An 18,155-nucleotide genomic window follows, 5' to 3' on the forward strand; every position below is an offset into this window, starting at 1 on the left:
AGGTTGCCCGAGAGCGGTACGTGCGACACTGGCAAAAAGAGGCCTCTTCCGGTGGGGAAGAAGCCTCTTTGGATGATGTGTGTATCAGAGTACGCATGTGATCAGACGCCTTGCTTGGCATCGCCGACCTCGCAGACAGCGCCGCGCGGCACGTCGTGACAATGGCGGCACCGCGCCTCGTATGCCTCCGCCGCGCCGACTTGGATGATCGGATCATCGTAGCCGGCCGGGCGGCCGTCGATCAGCCGCTGGTTACGGTTGGCCGGCGCGCCGCAGACGTTACAGATCGCCTGCAGTTTGGTGACGTACTCGGCGATGGCGAGCAACTGCGGCGTCGGGCCGAACGGCTCGCCGCGAAAATCTTGGTCGAGACCGGCGACGATGACGCGCTTGCCGTCGTCCGCCCAGTTCTGGCACCATTCGATGATCGCCGGATCGAAAAATTGGACCTCGTCCACCGCGATCACCTCGACGTCCGGGTCGATCAAGTCGAGGATATCGCTCACACAAGCGACCGGGATCGCATCGGCGCGGTCACCGCTGTGCGAAACGACCGCCGTCTGGTGATAGCGGTTGTCGATTTGAGGCTTGAATACTTGGACGTGCTGGCGGGCGATCTTGGCCCGTTTGACGCGACGGATCAGCTCTTCACTTTTGCCGGAGAACATGCTGCCGCAGATGACTTCGATCCACCCCGGCTGTTTCATAACATGCAACCGCGATCTCTCCCTGTGTCGATGTCGTGTAGAATCAAAAAAACAGGGCCGGATGACCCTGTTTTTTGTGTCCGATTAACGGTTGTATTTCTTCTTGAACTTGTCGACGCGGCCGCCTGCATCGATAAACTTTTGCTTACCGGTGTAGAACGGGTGGCACTGCGAGCAGATCTCGACTTTGAGGCCCTCAGTGGTGGAGCCGGTCTCGAACTTGTTGCCGCACGCGCAGGATACGGTGGTGACGTGGAACTTCGGATGGATCTCAGTTTTCATGACTTTCACCTCTTTCCTGGTCATAGTTTTTGCCATGACCCTTTGTTCATACGAAAGGTAGTATAACACAATCTCTTTTTTGGATGCAAGAGACTCAGTTCCCTCATTTCTCGCTTGAATAAAGATATCAACGTAAAAATGCTTTACAAACTTCAAATTAGAGTGTACTTTAAATATAGGGTCGCGAACCGTAACGAGTTACTTAATAGATAGAGAAATTACATGAGTTTATTGTTCTTTGGAAAGTATGCAACAGAAGGAGTGAAGCAACAGTGGTTTCGTTGGGACAAAAAATCCGCGAGTTGCGTATCCGCAAAGGATTGACGCAACAGGAGTTGGGCTCCGGTATCGTCACGATCTCGATGATCTCGCAGATCGAATCGGATAAAGCCTACCCGTCGCACAAAGTTTTAGAGCAGATCGCTTCCCGTCTGGAGACGCCGATTGAGTATTTCGTCGCCGACATGCAGACGCAGATGGAGCAGAGCTCGATCTATAAATTGGCAAAGGCTTATTTGGCCGCCCAAAACTATGACATGGCGATCCCGCTGTTTCGGGATCTGATCTCGACCCCCGCGCCCCATCTCCCCGTGCATGAGGTGCAATACGACCTCGCCGACGCGTTTTTGATGAGCGAAGAGGTGGAGAAGGCGGTCGAACTGTTTGAGCAGGTGCTGGACACGGTGGTACGCAAAAACGACAACCACTTCACCCTGCTGTGCTTGAACAAGCTCGGCGAAGCGCGCTATTCGCAAGAGAACTACCCGCTGGCTCTCTACCATTGGCGCAAAGCGTACGAGACGTTTTCCCGCGTCAAGGAGATCGACCCGTTCACCCGCGCCCGCATCATCTCCAACCTCGCGCACGCTCATTTTCAACTCGGTGAGTTTGAAGATGCGATCCGCTTCTATCAAGAGTCGTACAACCTGCTGCGCGGCAGCACCAACCTCCGCCAGTTGGCGGAGGTCTATCTGCGACTTGGCATCTCCTATCAGAAGATGCGCGAGTGGAGTCGCGCCGTCGACTATTGCCACGACGCGCTGACGATCTACGAGAGCCTGCAAAACATCAAGCAAGCGATCGATGTAAAAGCCAACTTTGCGCTGGTCGAGGCGGAGCAAGGCCGCACCGACGACGCGATCACGCTCTTGCACGAGTGCCTGAGCGAATACCGCCGTCAGGAGATCCCGGTCGACAGCGCGATGATCCACCGCGAGATCGTGATGCTGTACGTGCGGGCCGGCCGCCTGCAAGAAGCGGAGGCGTTCTGCCAGGAGTCGCTGTTCCTGATGGCCGAGCAGCCGGAGCATCAAGCACAGATCTACCACGCCCTCTCCGCTGTCAAACGCGAGCAAGGCGAGATCCCGGCCGCGATTGAATGGTTGAAACGCGCTTTGAACACGTTCCAAGAACGCAACCAACTGCGCGAGACCCGCTTGGCTTATCAAGAGCTGGCCAACCTGTATGAACACCTCGGCGATTATGTGATGGCAAACGACACGCTGCGGCAGATGAACGCGATCCTCGACACGTCGCTGCGCCGCATCGGTATCTTGGTCTAGCCAGCACTTCAACTACGTGAGATGACCCGGCCCGCCGACTCTGGCGGGCTTTTTGTGTCACCTCCCGCTGTCAAACGGCGTGTAAAACGCCGTTAATCGGTTAACATTTTTGTAGAATCTTGTAGTTTGATGGCGCGATTTGTCTGAAAATATACGATCTTTACTTTACATAATCTCATTGTAATCATTCTTCCCTGCGTTATAATAAATATAAGACGGAGAACCCAAGCCGACTTACAAAGATACTCACCCGGAGATGGCGTTCAGGAATCTTCTCGTCCTTGTTGATCAATTACATTGGAGGTCATCACGTGAAGAAACACATGATTTCGACCATTTTTGCCGTTTGTAACCTTGTAAGCGACACGATCATGGGCTGGTGGAATGACCACGAGCCGAACGAGATCGCTCTCACTGTTGCCTAACAACCGAATGTAAAAAGCCTCGACATCTGTCGAGGCTTTTTTTCCGGTTCCGGGGCTTATTTGTTGACGCGGCGCATCTGATCCGGCGGGATATGCGTGAAGGAGCCGATCACGGTGTTCGGGCACTCCTGACGGAAGATCTCCATCATCGTCTTCATGCCGAGCAGATCGCCCCGCTGCTTGGGGATCTTCGACAGGTAGAGCTCCGGGTCGATGTTGAGGTTGCGCATCTGGATCAGCTTGACCTCGTTTTGGTTGATAAAGTCAACCATCGCCTCGATCTCCTCCTCCCGGTCGGTGACGCCGGGGAAGATCAGGTAGTTGATCGACGTGTAGACGCCTTTGTCAGCCGCGTATTTCAGCGAACGGCCGACGTTTTCCACACCGTAGAGGCGCGGGCGGTAGTATGCGTTGTAATGATCGTCGAGCGCCGAGATCGTCGACACGCGCATCAGATCGAGACCGGCGTCGGTGATCAGCTTGATCATGTCGGTCAAACCGGCGTTGGTGTTGATGTTGATAAAGCCTTTGTCGGTGACAGCCCGCACGCGGCGGATCGCTTCGGCGATGTCCACGCCGCGCGTCGACGGTTCGCCTTCGCAGCCTTGGCCGAAGGAGATGATGCCGTTTTCGGCAGTTTGGATGTGTTCGAGCATCAGTTCGACCATCTCTTCCACCGTCGGCTTGAAGTTCATCCGCACCTGCGGCGACGGGAACGGCATGTCCTCCGGTTGCTCGGAGATGCAGCCGACGCAGCCCGCGTTGCAGGTCGAGGACACCGGGAGCGCGCCTTCCCAGCGGCCGAAGAACGTGTTGCGCGAGGTGAGGCATTCATAGTGGAGGGCGCAGGTGGTCAGGTGTTGCCAGATGCGGTTCTCCGGGTATTTGGCGATCATCGCGTCGACCGCCTGTTGCGTGTCTTCCTGCGTGTAGTTGAGCGGGTTCCATTTGGTCCAGTCATCGACCATCTCCGCCGCCACGTAAAACGCGTCGTCTTTCCATACGACCGCCGTGTAGCCGAACAAAGGCATCGGTTCGGCATCGTCGCGCTTGGCATAGCCCGGCAGCAGCAGACGGGTGAAGCCCTGCGGCAACAGAGCGCCGACCGCCATCGCCTCGCCCGGCAGCGCGAGCGTTTTGCCCGACTCCGGGTCATACCCCAGCGCCCGCGTGCCCGGCAGCGACACCAGCGTCGCGCCGTCCGGGAGCGGGATCAGTTCTTCTTCATAGATATCGGTGAGAAATTCGCCGTTGCGTCCGAGCGCCTGCAGCTCCGGATGGTCGAAGATCTGTCCGTCTTTATCTGCATAGACAAGGTTCATTGTCCTCTGATACATCCTTTCTTGGTGAACATCTTTTATATAGTAACACAAAGAGCCGAATGCATGTGCATTCAGCCCTTTTCGCAGTGTTATTGGCCGTCTTTGTTCAGCTGCTTGCCTTCTTTGAGACCTTCGACCGTGGCGAGGAACTCCTCGTTGGTGCGGGTCTTTTTTAAGTTGCGCAGGAACGACTCGGTGAAGTCCGGATGCTCGTTCATCGACTTGCGCAGGCCCCAGATCTTGTCGAGCTCAATCTCCGTGAGCAGCAGCTCTTCGCGGCGGGTGCCCGATTTGCGGATGTCGAGCGCCGGGAAGATGCGCTTCTCGGCGAGGCGGCGGTCAAGTTGGAGCTCCATGTTGCCGGTGCCTTTGAACTCCTCGTAGATCACATCGTCCATCCGGGAGCCGGTCTCGACCAGCGCGGTGGCGAGGATGGTCAGCGAGCCGCCTTCCTCGATGTTGCGCGCGGCGCCGAAGAAGCGCTTCGGACGGTGCAGGGCTGCCGGGTCGATCCCGCCGGACAGCGTGCGGCCGGACGGCGGGATGACGAGGTTGTAGGCGCGTGCGAGGCGGGTGATCGAGTCGAGCAGGATCACGACGTCCTTGCCGTGCTCGACGAGGCGCATCGCACGCTCCAGCACCAGTTCCGAAACTTTGATGTGATTTTCCGGCACTTCGTCAAACGTCGAAGCGACGACCTCCGCGTTGACGGAGCGCTGCATGTCGGTGACTTCCTCCGGGCGTTCGTCGATCAGGAGGACGAACAGTTCGACCTGCGGGTGGTTCTGGGTGATCGAGTTGGCGATCTCCTTGAGCAGCAGCGTCTTGCCGGCCTTCGGCGGCGCGACGATCAGACCGCGCTGGCCAAATCCGACCGGCGCGAGCAGGTCGATGATCCGGGTGGAGAGCTTTTCCGGAGCGGTCTCCATCGTCATCTTCTCTACCGGGAAGAGCGGGGTCAGCGCCGGGTAGTGGATGCGCTCGGCAGCCACTTGCGGCGAGACCCCGTTGACAGCCTCGACCTGCAACAGGCCGAAGTAGCGTTCATTCTCTTTCGGTTTGCGCACCTTGCCGGAGACGAGGTCGCCGACGCGCAGGTCAAAGCGGCGGATCTGCGAGGCTGCGACATAGATGTCCTCGGTGGACGGCAAGAAGCCGACCGGACGGAGAAACCCGTAGCCGTCCTGCATCACGTCGAGCACGCCTTCCGCAAACAGCAGGCCTTCGCCTTCTGCCTGCGCTCGCAGGATCGCAAAGATCAGCTCGCGTTTTTTCATCTGCCCGTAGTACGGGATCTCGTACTCTTTGGCAAGCTTATATAAATCGGTGAGTTTCTTCGTTTCTAATTCGGAAATGAGCAAGTTAGTGGTCACCTACAATCGAACAGAATACAGAACATTATAGCATGCTTCCCGCTCATTTCCTACTTTATGCAGGACTAGTACCCAAGGCCTAGACCAGAACGAGATGGGGCTTTTGGTCCAAGCGGTGGCGGGCTTCGACAAAGCGAACCGTCCCCGTCTTGGCCCGCATCACGATGGAGTGCGAGGTGGCGACATGACTGCCGAGGAAGCGCACGCCTTTGAGCAGTTCACCATCGGTGACGCCGGTCGCAGCAAAGATCGCGTCGTCGCCTTTGACCAGATCGTCGAGCATGAGGATCTGCGTCGGGTCTTTGAGGCCCATCTCCTTGCAACGGTCAAACTCCGCGTCGTTCTCCGGCTTCAGACGGCCTTGCAGGTCACCGCCGAGGCACTTGATCGCCGCCGCTGCCAACACGCCCTCCGGCGCACCGCCGGAACCGAACATGATGTCGACGCCGGTGTGTTCGAAGCAGGTGTTGATCGCCGCTGCCACGTCGCCGTCGGAGATCAGCTTGATGCGGGCGCCTGCAGCACGGATCTCTTCGATGATCGCTTCGTGGCGCGGACGGTCGAGCAGGCAGGCGACGACGTCGGAGATGTGCTTGTTCGTCGCTTTGGCCACCGCGTGCAGATTCTCAGTCACCGATGCGTCGAGATGCACCTTGCCGCGCGCTTTCGGGCCGACTGCGATCTTTTCCATATACATGTCCGGCGCATGCAGCAGTGTGCCTTCCGGTGCGACCGCGACGACGGTCAGGCCGTTCCACAGACCCTTGGCGACGATGTTCGTCCCTTCCAGCGGGTCGACCGCCACGTCGAGCTTCGGACCCCAGCCAGCGCCGAGTTTCTCGCCGATGTAGAGCATCGGGGCTTCGTCCATCTCGCCTTCGCCGATCACGACGGTTCCTTTGAAGTTGACCGAATCAAACATCGCGCGCATCGCGGTGGTCGCCGCGTTGTCCGCCTCGTTTTTCTTGCCCGTGCCCATCCAGCGCGACGCAGCCAGAGCAGCCGCTTCCGTTACACGCACGATCTCTAATGCCAGTTCACGTTCCATCTATGAAGTCACTCCGATCGATTAGATTTACGAAATTATTATAGCACATTTATCCGAATGTGTTATACCTTCTTCTTTGTCCCTGTGGGAACGCAGGACTCTCGCTTATTTTGTCGAAATGGGTAGATCAATCATGAGGGAGGAGAGGGACGAACGATGAAAAAGAACACGATGAAGCTGTACTCCCTGATGTTGACCGTCTTGTCCACGCTGACGGTGCTCGGCGTCTTTCTCCGCCCTCCGGACGGATGGATGCCGCAGATCACCGCGGCGGTGGAGCGATGGACGGCCGACCCGGTCTACCGCTATGAGCCGCTGGTCCTGCCGACGCCCAACCAGCCCCGCTATGTGATCCGCGCGACGCTCGACGAAGCGGCGGCGGTCCTGCGGGGCGAGATGACGGTGACGGTGCCGGAACTGCGGCTGGACGGCATGCCCTTTTATTTATATTCCCCATCTGGCGCCCAGATGCGCGTGTCCGATGTGACCTTAAACGGTGAGCCTGTAGAAGTGGCGGCAAATGCCAAGCAAGTCACCGTGCCTGCCGTCAAAAGTGCGACACCGCAGACGGTCTCGCTGCGGTTTGAGACCGCGCTGCCGAAAAAGCCGACCCGCACCGGGGCATGGCAAGGGGTGTACACGGTCTCCTACTGGTACCCGATCCTCGCCGTCGAGCGGAATGGGGAGTGGGTACCGAGACCTGATCCGCTCGGCTTTGGCGATCCCTATCTGATGGATGCGGGCGACTATGACGTGGAACTGGACAGCCCCGCTTCCTTCAAATGGTACACATCCGGCCCGCGAGTGAGTGAAGCGGAGAAAGAAGGCGGGCGCAAAACGTTCAAATGGTCGGCGGAGAACGTCCGCAATTTTGGGCTGGTCGGCGGAGCGGCCTTTCAGGAGACGCAGTTTGCCACCGGCACCGGCACGCAGGTGTTCGTCGCCGTGACCGACCCGGCCAAGCTGCAACAGACGGCGGAACTGACCCGATCGGCGGTCAAGACGTTTACGGAGAAAATCGGGATGAGCCCGTATCCGGTGCTGAACGTCGTCGAGCTGCCCAAGGGCACGGTGTACGCGCATGAACTGCCCAATCTGGCCTTGTTCAGCCAGGATCTGTGGGGGTATGACGACCCGGAGCATTGGATCGTGCACGAGGTGGGGCACGTGTGGTTTTACAACTCGGTGGGCAACTACGAGGTGGAGACGCCGTGGCTCGATGAAGGGCTGACCGACTACATCGCGCTGGTCGAGCAAGAGGTGCGGCTGGGGCCGGAGCACTATCGGAAGACGATTGCCGAGGCGTGGGAGCGGTATCGGCAGAATCAAACGTACACGCCTTACAAAAAAGGCACCCCATCCGGCGCGAACGACGGGATCTCGGCGATGCCCTACGGGAGTTTTGCGACGTCGCAGGCGCATTATTATTACAATTATCTGCGGCCGATCCTGATGTACCACGACATTCGGCAGGAGCTCGGCGATGAGCGGTTCTTCCTGTTCTTGCGCCAGTACTACACCAAAAATGTCGGCCAAACGGCCACTCGCGCCGATCTGGAACGAGCCCTCGCCGATGTGAATCCGGACAGCGTCAAGCGGCTCAACCTCTGGCTCGACACGCCAAACGGGCAACTGATCTCGCAGATCGCGGGACGATTTCAGTAGCCATACAAAAAAGGACTCCCGATCTCCGGGAGTCCTTTTCTTGATGACTATCTTCCTGCCGCTTTCCATTCGAGGTAGCGGGTCATGGTGTCGATGGCGACGCCGATCGCTTCTTCACTCGGTTCGATCTTGGCGTGGTGAAGGCCGTACGGGGTGTCGGCTCCGAGCCAGAACATGAAGCCGGGAATCTCGGCGAGGAAATAGCCGAAGTCTTCGCCGGTCATCGCTTCGGTGCACTCGTGCAGACGGGCGACCTGCGTCTCCTTCAGCCAATTCATAAACTCGCGGGTGATCTCGTCGTGGTTGTACACTTGGCAATAGTTCGCCCCGTAGTCGATCTCCGCCCGGCACTCAAAGCCGGCTTCGATCCCTTTGACGAGCGCCTCGATCCGCCCTTTGACTTTGTGCATCGAGTCCATCGACAGCGTGCGGATCGTGCCTTCCAGCCGCGCCCGCTCGGCGATGATGTTCTGTTTGGTCCCCGCCTCGATCTTGCCGACGGTGATCACCGCCGAGTCCAGCGGGTTTACATTTCGAGAAATGATGCTTTGGAGCTGTGCCGTCAGATGCGCCGCCGCCACCACCATGTCGTTCGCTTGATGCGGGAACGCCGCGTGGCCGCCTTTGCCGATCAGGTCGATGAACAGCTCCGACGTGTTGGCAAACAAGATCCCCGGCCGGGTCGCGATCGTGCCGACCGGATACTCCGGCGCGATGTGCAACCCGAAGATCAGATCGGGCCGCCACGCCTGAAACTCCTCCGCCGCCAGCATCGGCAGCGCACCGCCCGGCCCTTCCTCCGCCGGTTGGAACACAAACAACAGGTGATCGGCGACCGGCTCGTCGCGCTGTGCAAAATGAGTCAAGATCCCAAGCCCGATCGTCATGTGCACGTCATGCCCGCACGCATGCATCCAACCCGGATGCGTCGACTGAAACTCGTAGCTCGTATCCTCTTGGATCGGCAGCGCATCCATATCAGCCCGATAGCCGAGCGTGCGCGCTCCCACGCTGCCTTTCACTTTCACCAGGATACCCGTGCGCCACGTCTTTATCTCCAGCCGCTCCTGCGGCAGAGTCGCGATGTAGTCGAGCAAAAACTGCTGCGTTTTGAATTCCGCAAAGCCCGGCTCCGGGATCCGGTGCAGGCTGCGGCGGATGTCGATGTATTTGGCCGGCGTTGCCACCCGCGCCACCTCCCTCTTTCGAAAAAAGTCAGACTGCCTCCACGCGACAGTCTGACGGGATGTGTTCAACGATTACAGTTGACGCAGCTCTTGCATGATCTCGGTCTTGGACTTGGTCTTCGCATCGATCTCCTTGATGATGCGAGCCGGAGCCCCTGCCACCACGACACCTTCCGGCACGTCTTGGGTGACGATGGCGCCTGCTGCGACGACCGCGCCTTTGCCGACGCGCACGCCTTCGAGGATGACCGCGTTTGCGCCGACGACGACGTCATCTTCGATGACGACCGGCAGAGCGGACGGCGGCTCGATGACGCCTGCGATGACGGAGCCGGCGCCGATGTGGCAGTTTTTGCCGATGGTGCCGCGGCCGCCGACGACGACGTTCATGTCGATCATCGTGCCGGAGCCGATCACCGCGCCGATGTTGATGCTCGCGCCCATCATGATGACCGCGTTGTCACCGATCTCCACTTGGTCGCGGATGATCGCGCCCGGCTCGATGCGAGCGGTGATGTTTTTCATGTCGAGCAGCGGGATCGCCGAGTTGCGGCGGTCGTTTTCCACCACGTAGTCTTCGATGTGGGCCGCGTTCGCTTCCAGCACCGGACCGATCTCTTTCCAGTCGCCGAAGATCACACCGACGTTGCCGGTGATAAACGTTTTGCTGCTCGCTCCGAAGTCGATCCCTTCGAGGTTGTTGCCTTTGATATGTACTTTGACCGGAGTCTTCTTTTCGCTCTTTTGGATGAATTCGATGATTTGCTTGGCATCCATCATGTTCATAGTCATAGTCGTGCGCAGCTCCTTCCCAAAATAGGAAACTAGTGATGATATTCATTTATGATACCTGATTTTCAGCGAAAAAGCACCTTTCCGAGTTGAAAAGGTGCTTTTTCCTGCTACAGCGATGCCGTCTTACTTGCTCATCTTTTCCCAGTCGGCGAGGAAGCGTTCGATGCCCGAGTCGGTCAGCGGATGCTTGACCAGCGCCTCGACCACTTTCAGCGGCATCGTGCCGATGTGCGCGCCGGCCAGAGCGGCCTCGTGCACGTGGATCGGATGACGGATGCTCGCCGCGATGATCTCCGTTTTCAGGTCGTGGATCAGGAACAGCTCCGCGATGTCCTTGATCAGCGGCAGACCCGGTGTCGAGATGTCATCGAGACGGCCGAGGAACGGCGAGACGAATGTCGCGCCCGCCCGTGCGGCCAGCAGAGCTTGGTTCATGGTGAAGATCAGCGTGACGTTGGTCTTGATGCCTTTTTGCGAGAAACGGTGTACCGCCTTCAGACCTTCCAGCGTCATCGGCACCTTGATCACGATGTTTTCGTGGAGGGCGGCCAGTTTGAGACCTTCCTCCACCATGCCGTCCGCATCCAAAGAGATGACTTCTGCGGAGATCGGACCGTCCACGATCTCGGTGATCTCCTTGAGCATCGCCGTAAAGTCGCCGCCTTCTTTGGCGACCAGCGACGGATTGGTGGTGACGCCGTAGATCACGCCAAGTTCTGCCGCTTGACGGATCTCCGAAACGTTCGCCGTATCAAGAAAAATTTTCATCTGGATTCTCTCCTGTTCGTACAAATCTAAGATGCGTCGTCGGAATCCTTCTTACGCGCGTCCCGAGGAACCGAAGAGGCGCATTTTTTCTTTGACGACCTCTTTGATCGCTTCACGGCCCGGCTTCATGTATTTGCGCGGGTCAAATACGTTTTCGTCTTTGCCGAGGATCTCGCGGATGACGCGGGTCAGCGCTTGTTGGTTCTCGGTGTTGACGTTGATCTTCGAAACGCCGAGCGAGATCGCTTTGCGGATGTCTTCGTCCGGGATGCCCGAGCCGCCGTGCAGGACGAGCGGGGTGTTCGGGAGCAGGTTTTTGATCTCTTCCAGACGGCCGAACGCCAGCTCCGGCTTGCCTTTGTACGGGCCGTGCGCCGAACCGATCGCCGGTGCCAGCGCGTCGATGCCCGACTCTTGCACGAGGCGGACCGCTTCGGCCGGCACCGCCAGCGTCGCGTCGCGCTCGTCGACAGTCAGGTCGTCCTCGGTGCCGCCGATGCGACCCAGTTCACCTTCCACCTCGATGCCCAGCGGATGGCACAGTTCGACCACTTGCTTGGACAACGCGATGTTTTTCTCCAACTCGTAATGGGACGCGTCGATCATGATCGACGAGAAGCCCGCGCGGATGCACTTCATGACGACTTCCAGGCTCGGGCCGTGGTCGAGGTGCAGGATCACCGGCACTTTCGACGTTTCCATCGCCACGCGTGCCATCGCCACGGTGTATTCCAGGCCCATGTACTTCATCGCGCCTTCCGACACGCCGAGGATGACCGGGGATTTTTCTTCGTTCGCCGCTTCGATGATCGCCTGCGTGAACTCCAGGTTGTTCATGTTGAACTGGCCCACCGCGTAGCCGTTGCGGTAGCCGTCGAGCAGCACTTCTTTAAACGATGCGAATGCCATTTGATATGTACCTCCATCTCTCTTTTTCTATCTGTATCTGTCAAGCTTTAGTTCTTAGAGCTATCATACCAAATTTAGAAAGTGAGTTCGAGAAGTTTACGCGTTTTGTCCACCGTGGACACATCCCGTCCCAACTCATTCGCAAGTCGGGCGATCCGCTCCACCAACTGCGCGTTGCTCGTGGCCAGTTCACCTTTGCGATAGTAGATGTTGTCCTCAAACCCGGTGCGGACGTGACCGCCGAGCACGATCGCCATCGTGTTCATCGGCAACTGATGACGGCCGACCGCCGCCACCGACCACGTCGCCCCTTTAGGCAGCTGATTTTTCATCAAGAGCAGATTTTCCGCCGATGCGTCAATCGCGCCGGGGATGCCCATCACAAAATCAAAGTGAAGATGGTGCGGCAACAATCCCTGTTTGGCAAGCCGCAGGGCTGTTGTTATCATGCCCACTTCAAAGATCTCCAATTCGGGCCGCACGCCATGTTGGATCATCGCCTTGGCAAACGCCTCGATGTCCTGCGGCGTGTTCAGGAACACCCCGTCGCCAAAATTGACCGTGCCAAGCGAGAGCGTCGCCATCTCCGGTGACAAGGTCACCGGCTGCAGGCGCTCCTCGGCCGTCATGCCGACCGCTCCGCCGGTGGAGACCTGCACGATGATGTCGCAGCGCTCCTTGATCAGCTCGATGATCCGCTGATACACGCTGCGGTCCTGCGTCGGACGCCCCTGCTCGTCGCGGGCATGCAGATGAAGGATCGACGCTCCCGCCCGCCAGCAGGCATAGGCGGCATCGGCGATCTCTTCCGGTGTCAGCGGCAGATGCGGCGTCTGTTCACGAGTGACTTCCGCGCCGGTCAGCGCGGCCGTGATGATCAAAGGTTCCAAAGGCGAGGCCCCCCGTCTACTGCGACTCGCGCGGTATGCGCTGTTTGTCTTTCGGCGTGACGCACGTCCCGCGCGCGTACGTGACGAGGATCGGTTCCTCGAGCACCTCGGCAGCAGACGGGCTGGCCGGGTCAATGTGGCCCCGGATCACCTTGTAGGCATGAAACTCCATCTGGCGCGACGTGTTGCCGATCTTGGTGATCAAGCCGTGCGCCTCGATGTAGTCGCCGGCGTAGACCGGCGCTTTGAACTCCACACAATCATAGGCGACGAAGAGACCTTCGTCGCCATCCAAACGGATCAGCAGCTCCGTCGCCACATCACCAAACAGCCCCAACATACGTGCCCCGTCGACGAGATCGCCGCCGTAATGGGCGTCATGCGCACTCATTCGGAGTCGGATCACCGCTTTTTCCACGACGAAACATGCCCCCTTTTTGTCAGATGCAAAAATGAGCCTGGCACTGCGTCATTCAATTTCGTACAAGCAAACGGCCGCTACACCAACTGTTCGTTGACAGCCGCGCGCAGTTCATCGATGTCAAACGGCTTGGTGAAGTGGGTCAACGCCCCCAGCACGGTCGCCTCTTTGATCAGGTCGAGCTCGCCGTATGCGGTCATCATGATCACTTTCGTATCCGGTTCGATCTCCCGGATGTGGCGCAGGATCTCAAGGCCGTCCATCCCCGGAATCTTCATGTCCAGCAAGACCAGATCGGGCTTTTCATCACGCACGATCTGCAGAGCGGTCACGCCGTTCGGCGCTTGGAAAATGGTGTAGCCCTCTTTGTCCAATACCTCATTCAACAACACGCGAATGCCGTACTGGTCGTCGACGATCAGAACTTTTTTATCCTTACTACCCATGAATCACAGTTCCCCTCTCTTACAAGACATTCCATTATCACAAATATTTCGCTTCGCAGATGCAAATTCCTTTTTCCCGATCTTAATCTGCAAAAGGAATGTTTTCTTTCACGCTAAAAATTCAAGCAACTCCCTAACAGATCGGGATCAAGGAACGGAACCGTGTTCCCTGCATGTATATTCAACAGGTCCCTGATCCAGACGGGAGCGCCAGTTTTCTTGCATCAGATCACGCGGGGATCGCGGTTCTTCTTCAGTTGAGGCGGTTGCGATCCGGCAGTCCGATCTGGTGCTCGTCCAAACGAGTTTGCAGATGCTCCACTTCGCGGGAGACTTTCTCCAGTTGGTCGACGAGCCGCTCTTGCATGTCCATCATGCGCTCCATCAGGGAGAGCAGGCTGAGAATGGCACTGTTTGTGTCTGACATGTCACTCACCACCAATTTTTTAATCGCACGCTTATTATTGTAGGGGAACGACAAACGGTTTGTCTATGCAAAACGGCTCCCGCATCGCAGCGGGAGCCGTCTGATTTGAACAAACGATCAGTCTTCGATCATTTGCTCTTCTTGGAAGGTGTCGATCGCTTTGTCGGTGTACAGGATGCCGTCGAGATGATCGATCTCATGTTGGAAGATGCGGGCAAAAAAGCCCTCCGGTTTCATCTCATATCGCTTGCCGTCACGGCCGACAAATTGCAGGGTGAGCTTTTCAAAACGCTCGACGTGTCCGCGCAGGCCGGGAATCGAGAGGCAGCCTTCCACATCGACGACAGAGCCGGATTTTTCCACGATCTCCGGGTTGATCATCTCGATCAGGCCGCCGTACTCATCGCCGTAGTCGACGACGATCACGCGCTTGGAGATGCCGACCTGCGGCGCGGCCAGGCCGATGCCTTGGTATTCATACATGGTGTCGGCCATGTCGTCGAGCAGGGTGAGGATCTCTTGATCGACCTTTTCGACCGGCTGCGCGATCTCGCGCAAGACGTCGTTCGGTGCCAGTACTACAGGGCGCACTGCCATATCGGTTATTGACCTCCTTTGTCCTGGTTGCGGTCCCAGATGAGCCGCAGTCCGTCAAGGGTGAGATTGTCATCCTTGATGTCGATCTCGTAGGACTCCGACGAGATCAGACCGGCCAGCCCGCCGGTGGCGATCACCTTAAACGGCAGGTTGAATTCTTTTTTGATCCGGGAGACGATGCCGTCCACCTGACCGGTAAATCCGTAAAGCACACCCGACTGCATCGACGTGATCGTGTTGCGACCGACCACGCTCGCCGGACGGGTGATCTCGATGCGCGGCAGTTTGGCGGCACGCTGGAACAGCGCCTCGGTCGAGATGCCGATGCCAGGGGCGACGACACCGCCCATGTAGTCGCCGTTCTCGTTGATGACGCAGAACGTGGTTGCCGTGCCAAAGTCGACGATGATCAGCGGCGTGCCATAGCGTTCCAAAGCTGCGACGGCATTGACGATGCGGTCGGCGCCGACTTCGCGCGGGTTTTCATACTTGATGTTCAGGCCGGTCTTGACGCCGGGCCCGACGACGATCGGTTTATGCCCGAAGTATTTGACCGACATGCGCTCCAGTGCAAACATCAGCGGCGGCACGACCGAGGAGATCGCGATGCCTTCGATGTCTTTTGGATCGAGGCCGCGGTCCCGGATCAAGTTTTTGATCAGGATGCCGTACTCATCTTCGGTGCGGTCGCGCACAGTGGCGACGCGCCAGTGTGTGAGCAACTCTTTGCCTTGGTAGAGCCCGAGCGTGATGTTGGTATTGCCTACGTCCAGTACGAGAATCATGGCTTGAGTCTCTCCACTTCTGTGCTATTTCTACCTGTATGCGGGGGCAGCCCGCTTTATTTCGCTTCGATGTCGAGCGAGATGTCCAGCGCTTTGATCGAATGGGTCAACGCGCCGATGGAAATGTAATCCACGCCCGATTTGGCAGTGTCGACGATGGTCTCTTCGGTGACGCCGCCCGATGCTTCGGTCAGGGCGCGGCCGGCGATCTTCTCCACCGCCTCGCGCATCATCTCCGGGGTCATGTTGTCGAGCATGATGATGTCCGCTTTTACTTCGAGCGCCTCATCGATCTGCTCCAGCGATTCGCACTCCACCTCGATCCGCATCGTGTGCGGGATCTGCTGGCGAGCTGCCATCACCGCTTGCTTGACGCCGCCGGCGATCTCGATGTGGTTGTCTTTGATCAGCACCGCGTCGAACAGCCCGAAGCGGTGGTTGCGGCCGCCGCCCACGACGACTGCGTATTTCTCCAGCGCGCGCAGGCCCGGGGTGGTCTTGCGGGTGTCGACGATCTTGGCGTTGTAGTAGCGGACGAGATCGACAAATTTGGCGGTGCGGGTCGCGATGCCGGACAGACGCTGCAGGAAGTTCAAGGCGATGCGCTCCGCCGTGAGGATCGAGCGGGCCGAGCCGCTGACTTCCATCAGCGTCTGCCCTTTGGCGACCTGTTCGCCCTCTTTGATGATCCGGGTGATCGTCAGGGTCGGGTCGACGATGCGAAAGGCCATCTCCGCGACGTCAAGACCGGCGATAAAGCCCGGCTCTTTGGCCCACAGCACCGCATGTCCATGCTTGTCTGTCGGCACGATCGAATTGGTGGTGATGTCGCCGTGCCCGATGTCTTCTTCCAAAGCCAACCGCACTGCGCGCTCGATCACGCGAGCATCCAATACCATCATTGATCTTCACACCTCTCTCCATTGACGCCCACTTGCAGGACGCCTGCTTCGCGCTGAAACACGATGTGCTTCAGCCAGTTGTCGCGCGCTTTCGGATAGTCGCTGCGGAAATGTCCGCCCCGGCTTTCCTCGCGCAACAACGCCGCCTGCGCGGTCAAAAGACTCGCGGTCAGCAGATTGACAAACTCCCACTCGCTCGGCTTGGTGTAGCCGTGCGAGAGCATCGGCGTAAAGCGGCCGAGATCGGCCAACGCCCGTTCGAGCCCGTCGCGGGTGCGCTTGACGCCGACGTGGCGCACCATCACTTTTTGCATATGCAATTTGCGGTTGTCGATCTTCTCCACGTGGCTTGGGAAGCGCGGCGGCACGACCGGCACATCGATGTGGTGGCACTCGCCTTCTTCCAATAAGAACGCCTGGATGCGATCAGCGATCCGCTTGCCGAACACGATCGCTTCCGACAGCGAGTTGGACGCCAGACGGTTGGCCCCGTGCACGCCGGTGCAGGACACCTCGCCGCACGCAAACAGCCGCCGCACGTTGGTCTCGCCGTACAGATCGGTGCGCACGCCGCCCATCACGTAGTGGGCGGCCGGAGCGACCGGTATCCAGTCGGTGGTCAGATCGAGCCCGTAGGACAGACAAAACTCATAGATCGTCGGGAACCGGTTCTTGATCAGATCCGGGTCTTGATGCGTGATGTCCAGATAGACAAACGTCGATTTGGTCTTTTCGATCTCCGAGACGATCGCCCGCGCCACGATGTCGCGCGGCGCGAGTTCGGCCAGTTCGTGATACTGGGTCATAAACCGCTCCCCCGCCAGGTTGCGCAGCACCGCCCCTTCGCCGCGCAGAGCTTCCGAGATCAGGAAGCGTGGCGCGCCGGGGTAGTTGAGCACCGTCGGATGGAACTGGATGAATTCGAGATCTTGCAACTGCGCCCCTGCCCGGTAGGCCATCGCAAATCCGTCCGCCGTCGTCACGTCCGGGTTGGTCGTGTAGCGGTACATGTTGCCGGCCCCGCCGGTGGCGAGCACCGTCGCTTTCGACCGTATGTAGTACAGGCGGTCGTCCTTTTGATACAGCACCCCTTTGCAGGAGCCGTTTTCGGCCGTCACCAGATCGATGGCAAAAGCGTTCTCCAGCACGGTGATCCGCTTGTTCTCCCGCACTTGCACCGCCAACGCCCGCACGATCTCCGCTCCGGTCGCGTCGCCGTTGGCGTGCAAGATCCGGCGGCGGGAGTGTGCACCTTCTTTGGTCAGGGCGATGTGGTCGTCCTCGAGGTCAAACTGAGTGCCGAGGCGGATCAGATCCTCGACGAGCGCCGGCCCTTCGTTGACCAGCACCTCGACGGCAGACCGGGAGTTGAGGCCGTGACCGGCCATCAGCGTGTCGGCCTCATGCAAATCAGGGGAGTCGCCCTCCGCGATCGCCGCGGCGATGCCCCCCTGCGCCCAGTTGGTGTTGCTCTCGGTAAGCCCCTTTTTGCAAAGCAGCGTCACATCGGCGTATTGGCTGATCTTGAGCGCCGTATAAAGGCCGGCGATGCCCGTGCCGGCCACGATCACGTCGGTGTCGTGGACGGTGACATCCTCCGGCTGAAAATCAGCTATAAAGCGGGCAAACATCGGCGTTCGCTCC

At 58.6% G+C, this 18,155-nt stretch carries 19 protein-coding genes; 2 read left to right on the plus strand and 17 right to left on the minus strand.

Features of this window, described 5'->3' with window-relative positions; genetic code table 11:
- Positions 1 to 101: 101 nt before the first annotated feature.
- The gene (locus OS242_RS06335) at positions 102 to 716 is read right to left on the minus strand and encodes a thymidine kinase (protein WP_267150812.1); all 615 of its coding nucleotides are present in this window, start codon (positions 714 to 716) and stop codon (positions 102 to 104) included.
- Between the two features lie 75 nt (positions 717 to 791).
- Positions 792 to 989: a 50S ribosomal protein L31 gene (gene rpmE / locus OS242_RS06340; protein WP_267150813.1), complete on the minus strand. Its 198-nt coding sequence runs from the start codon at positions 987 to 989 to the stop codon at positions 792 to 794.
- Positions 990 to 1,261: 272 nt separating this feature from the next.
- On the opposite strand from rpmE, the gene OS242_RS06345 reads away from it, so the two are divergent.
- Positions 1,262 to 2,551 (plus strand): helix-turn-helix domain-containing protein, encoded by a 1,290-nt coding sequence (locus OS242_RS06345; RefSeq protein ID WP_267150814.1) that lies wholly within the window; start codon positions 1,262 to 1,264, stop codon positions 2,549 to 2,551.
- 481 nt (positions 2,552 to 3,032) lie between these two features.
- Here the strand turns inward: OS242_RS06345 and OS242_RS06350 are convergent, their stop codons facing one another.
- The 3 genes from OS242_RS06350 to glpX all read right to left on the minus strand — a co-directional run bounded on the left by OS242_RS06350 (position 3,033) and on the right by glpX (position 6,719).
- Positions 3,033 to 4,298: a radical SAM protein gene (locus OS242_RS06350; RefSeq protein ID WP_267150815.1), complete on the minus strand. Its 1,266-nt coding sequence runs from the start codon at positions 4,296 to 4,298 to the stop codon at positions 3,033 to 3,035.
- Positions 4,299 to 4,387: 89 nt separating this feature from the next.
- Positions 4,388 to 5,659 (minus strand): transcription termination factor Rho, encoded by a 1,272-nt coding sequence (gene rho / locus OS242_RS06355; RefSeq protein ID WP_267150816.1) that lies wholly within the window; start codon positions 5,657 to 5,659, stop codon positions 4,388 to 4,390.
- 91 nt (positions 5,660 to 5,750) lie between these two features.
- Complete coding sequence (glpX, locus tag OS242_RS06360) at positions 5,751 to 6,719, minus strand: class II fructose-bisphosphatase (RefSeq protein WP_267150817.1); 969 nt, start codon at positions 6,717 to 6,719, stop codon at positions 5,751 to 5,753.
- Positions 6,720 to 6,875: 156 nt separating this feature from the next.
- On the opposite strand from glpX, the gene OS242_RS06365 reads away from it, so the two are divergent.
- Positions 6,876 to 8,384, plus strand: coding sequence for a M1 family aminopeptidase (locus OS242_RS06365; protein ID WP_267150818.1), 1,509 nt, complete (start codon positions 6,876 to 6,878; stop codon positions 8,382 to 8,384).
- A gap of 47 nt (positions 8,385 to 8,431) precedes the next feature.
- On the opposite strand, the gene OS242_RS06370 is transcribed toward OS242_RS06365, so the two are convergent.
- The 12 genes from OS242_RS06370 to nadB all read right to left on the minus strand — a co-directional run bounded on the left by OS242_RS06370 (position 8,432) and on the right by nadB (position 18,142).
- Positions 8,432 to 9,571: an N-acetyldiaminopimelate deacetylase gene (locus tag OS242_RS06370; RefSeq protein ID WP_267150819.1), complete on the minus strand. Its 1,140-nt coding sequence runs from the start codon at positions 9,569 to 9,571 to the stop codon at positions 8,432 to 8,434.
- Between the two features lie 72 nt (positions 9,572 to 9,643).
- Entirely contained in the window at positions 9,644 to 10,357 is a 714-nt protein-coding gene (dapD, locus tag OS242_RS06375; protein WP_267150987.1) for a 2,3,4,5-tetrahydropyridine-2,6-dicarboxylate N-acetyltransferase, read from the minus strand.
- A gap of 132 nt (positions 10,358 to 10,489) precedes the next feature.
- Positions 10,490 to 11,134 (minus strand): fructose-6-phosphate aldolase, encoded by a 645-nt coding sequence (gene fsa, locus OS242_RS06380; RefSeq protein WP_267150820.1) that lies wholly within the window; start codon positions 11,132 to 11,134, stop codon positions 10,490 to 10,492.
- Between the two features lie 51 nt (positions 11,135 to 11,185).
- Positions 11,186 to 12,043, minus strand: coding sequence for a class II fructose-1,6-bisphosphate aldolase (gene fba, locus OS242_RS06385; RefSeq protein WP_267150821.1), 858 nt, complete (start codon positions 12,041 to 12,043; stop codon positions 11,186 to 11,188).
- Between the two features lie 74 nt (positions 12,044 to 12,117).
- Positions 12,118 to 12,933, minus strand: a complete 816-nt coding sequence (kce, locus tag OS242_RS06390; protein WP_267150822.1) for a 3-keto-5-aminohexanoate cleavage enzyme — start codon at positions 12,931 to 12,933, stop codon at positions 12,118 to 12,120.
- A gap of 16 nt (positions 12,934 to 12,949) precedes the next feature.
- Entirely contained in the window at positions 12,950 to 13,351 is a 402-nt protein-coding gene (gene kal, locus OS242_RS06395; RefSeq protein WP_267150823.1) for a 3-aminobutyryl-CoA ammonia lyase, read from the minus strand.
- 80 nt (positions 13,352 to 13,431) lie between these two features.
- Entirely contained in the window at positions 13,432 to 13,800 is a 369-nt protein-coding gene (locus OS242_RS06400; protein ID WP_267150824.1) for a response regulator, read from the minus strand.
- Positions 13,801 to 14,053: 253 nt separating this feature from the next.
- On the minus strand, positions 14,054 to 14,227 hold the full coding sequence (locus OS242_RS06405) for a hypothetical protein (protein WP_267150825.1): 174 nt from the start codon (positions 14,225 to 14,227) through the stop codon (positions 14,054 to 14,056).
- A gap of 117 nt (positions 14,228 to 14,344) precedes the next feature.
- A complete protein-coding gene (def, locus tag OS242_RS06410; protein WP_267150826.1) occupies positions 14,345 to 14,824 on the minus strand; it encodes a peptide deformylase in 480 nt (159 codons plus the stop codon).
- A gap of 5 nt (positions 14,825 to 14,829) precedes the next feature.
- Positions 14,830 to 15,609 (minus strand): type III pantothenate kinase, encoded by a 780-nt coding sequence (locus OS242_RS06415; RefSeq protein WP_267150827.1) that lies wholly within the window; start codon positions 15,607 to 15,609, stop codon positions 14,830 to 14,832.
- A 56-nt stretch (positions 15,610 to 15,665) separates the two neighbouring features.
- Complete coding sequence (nadC, locus tag OS242_RS06420; protein WP_267150988.1) at positions 15,666 to 16,508, minus strand: carboxylating nicotinate-nucleotide diphosphorylase; 843 nt, start codon at positions 16,506 to 16,508, stop codon at positions 15,666 to 15,668.
- Positions 16,508 to 18,142, minus strand: coding sequence for an L-aspartate oxidase (gene nadB, locus OS242_RS06425; RefSeq protein ID WP_267150828.1), 1,635 nt, complete (start codon positions 18,140 to 18,142; stop codon positions 16,508 to 16,510). Before nadB ends, nadC begins: the two co-directional genes overlap by 1 nt.
- Positions 18,143 to 18,155 lie beyond the last annotated feature (13 nt).

The sequence above is a fragment of the Tumebacillus lacus genome, assembly GCF_026410385.1.
Classification (GTDB): Bacteria; Bacillota; Bacilli; order Tumebacillales; family Tumebacillaceae; genus Tumebacillus; species Tumebacillus lacus.

Bases quoted from the DNA above. Each gene is read 5' to 3' on its own strand.
- rpmE (WP_267150813.1), bottom strand. From the start codon at position 989: ATGAAAACTGAGATCCATCCGAAGTTCCACGTCACCACCGTATCCTGC.
- OS242_RS06350 (WP_267150815.1), bottom strand. From the start codon at position 4,298: ATGAACCTTGTCTATGCAGATAAAGACGGACAGATCTTCGACCATCCG.
- glpX (WP_267150817.1), bottom strand. From the start codon at position 6,719: ATGGAACGTGAACTGGCATTAGAGATCGTGCGTGTAACGGAAGCGGCT.
- OS242_RS06365 (WP_267150818.1), top strand. From the start codon at position 6,876: ATGAAAAAGAACACGATGAAGCTGTACTCCCTGATGTTGACCGTCTTG.
- dapD (WP_267150987.1), bottom strand. From the start codon at position 10,357: ATGAACATGATGGATGCCAAGCAAATCATCGAATTCATCCAAAAGAGC.
- fsa (WP_267150820.1), bottom strand. From the start codon at position 11,134: ATGAAAATTTTTCTTGATACGGCGAACGTTTCGGAGATCCGTCAAGCG.
- fba (WP_267150821.1), bottom strand. From the start codon at position 12,043: ATGGCATTCGCATCGTTTAAAGAAGTGCTGCTCGACGGCTACCGCAAC.
- OS242_RS06400 (WP_267150824.1), bottom strand. From the start codon at position 13,800: ATGGGTAGTAAGGATAAAAAAGTTCTGATCGTCGACGACCAGTACGGC.
- OS242_RS06405 (WP_267150825.1), bottom strand. From the start codon at position 14,227: ATGTCAGACACAAACAGTGCCATTCTCAGCCTGCTCTCCCTGATGGAG.
- def (WP_267150826.1), bottom strand. From the start codon at position 14,824: ATGGCAGTGCGCCCTGTAGTACTGGCACCGAACGACGTCTTGCGCGAG.
- OS242_RS06415 (WP_267150827.1), bottom strand. From the start codon at position 15,609: ATGATTCTCGTACTGGACGTAGGCAATACCAACATCACGCTCGGGCTC.
- nadC (WP_267150988.1), bottom strand. From the start codon at position 16,508: ATGGTATTGGATGCTCGCGTGATCGAGCGCGCAGTGCGGTTGGCTTTG.
- nadB (WP_267150828.1), bottom strand. From the start codon at position 18,142: ATGTTTGCCCGCTTTATAGCTGATTTTCAGCCGGAGGATGTCACCGTC.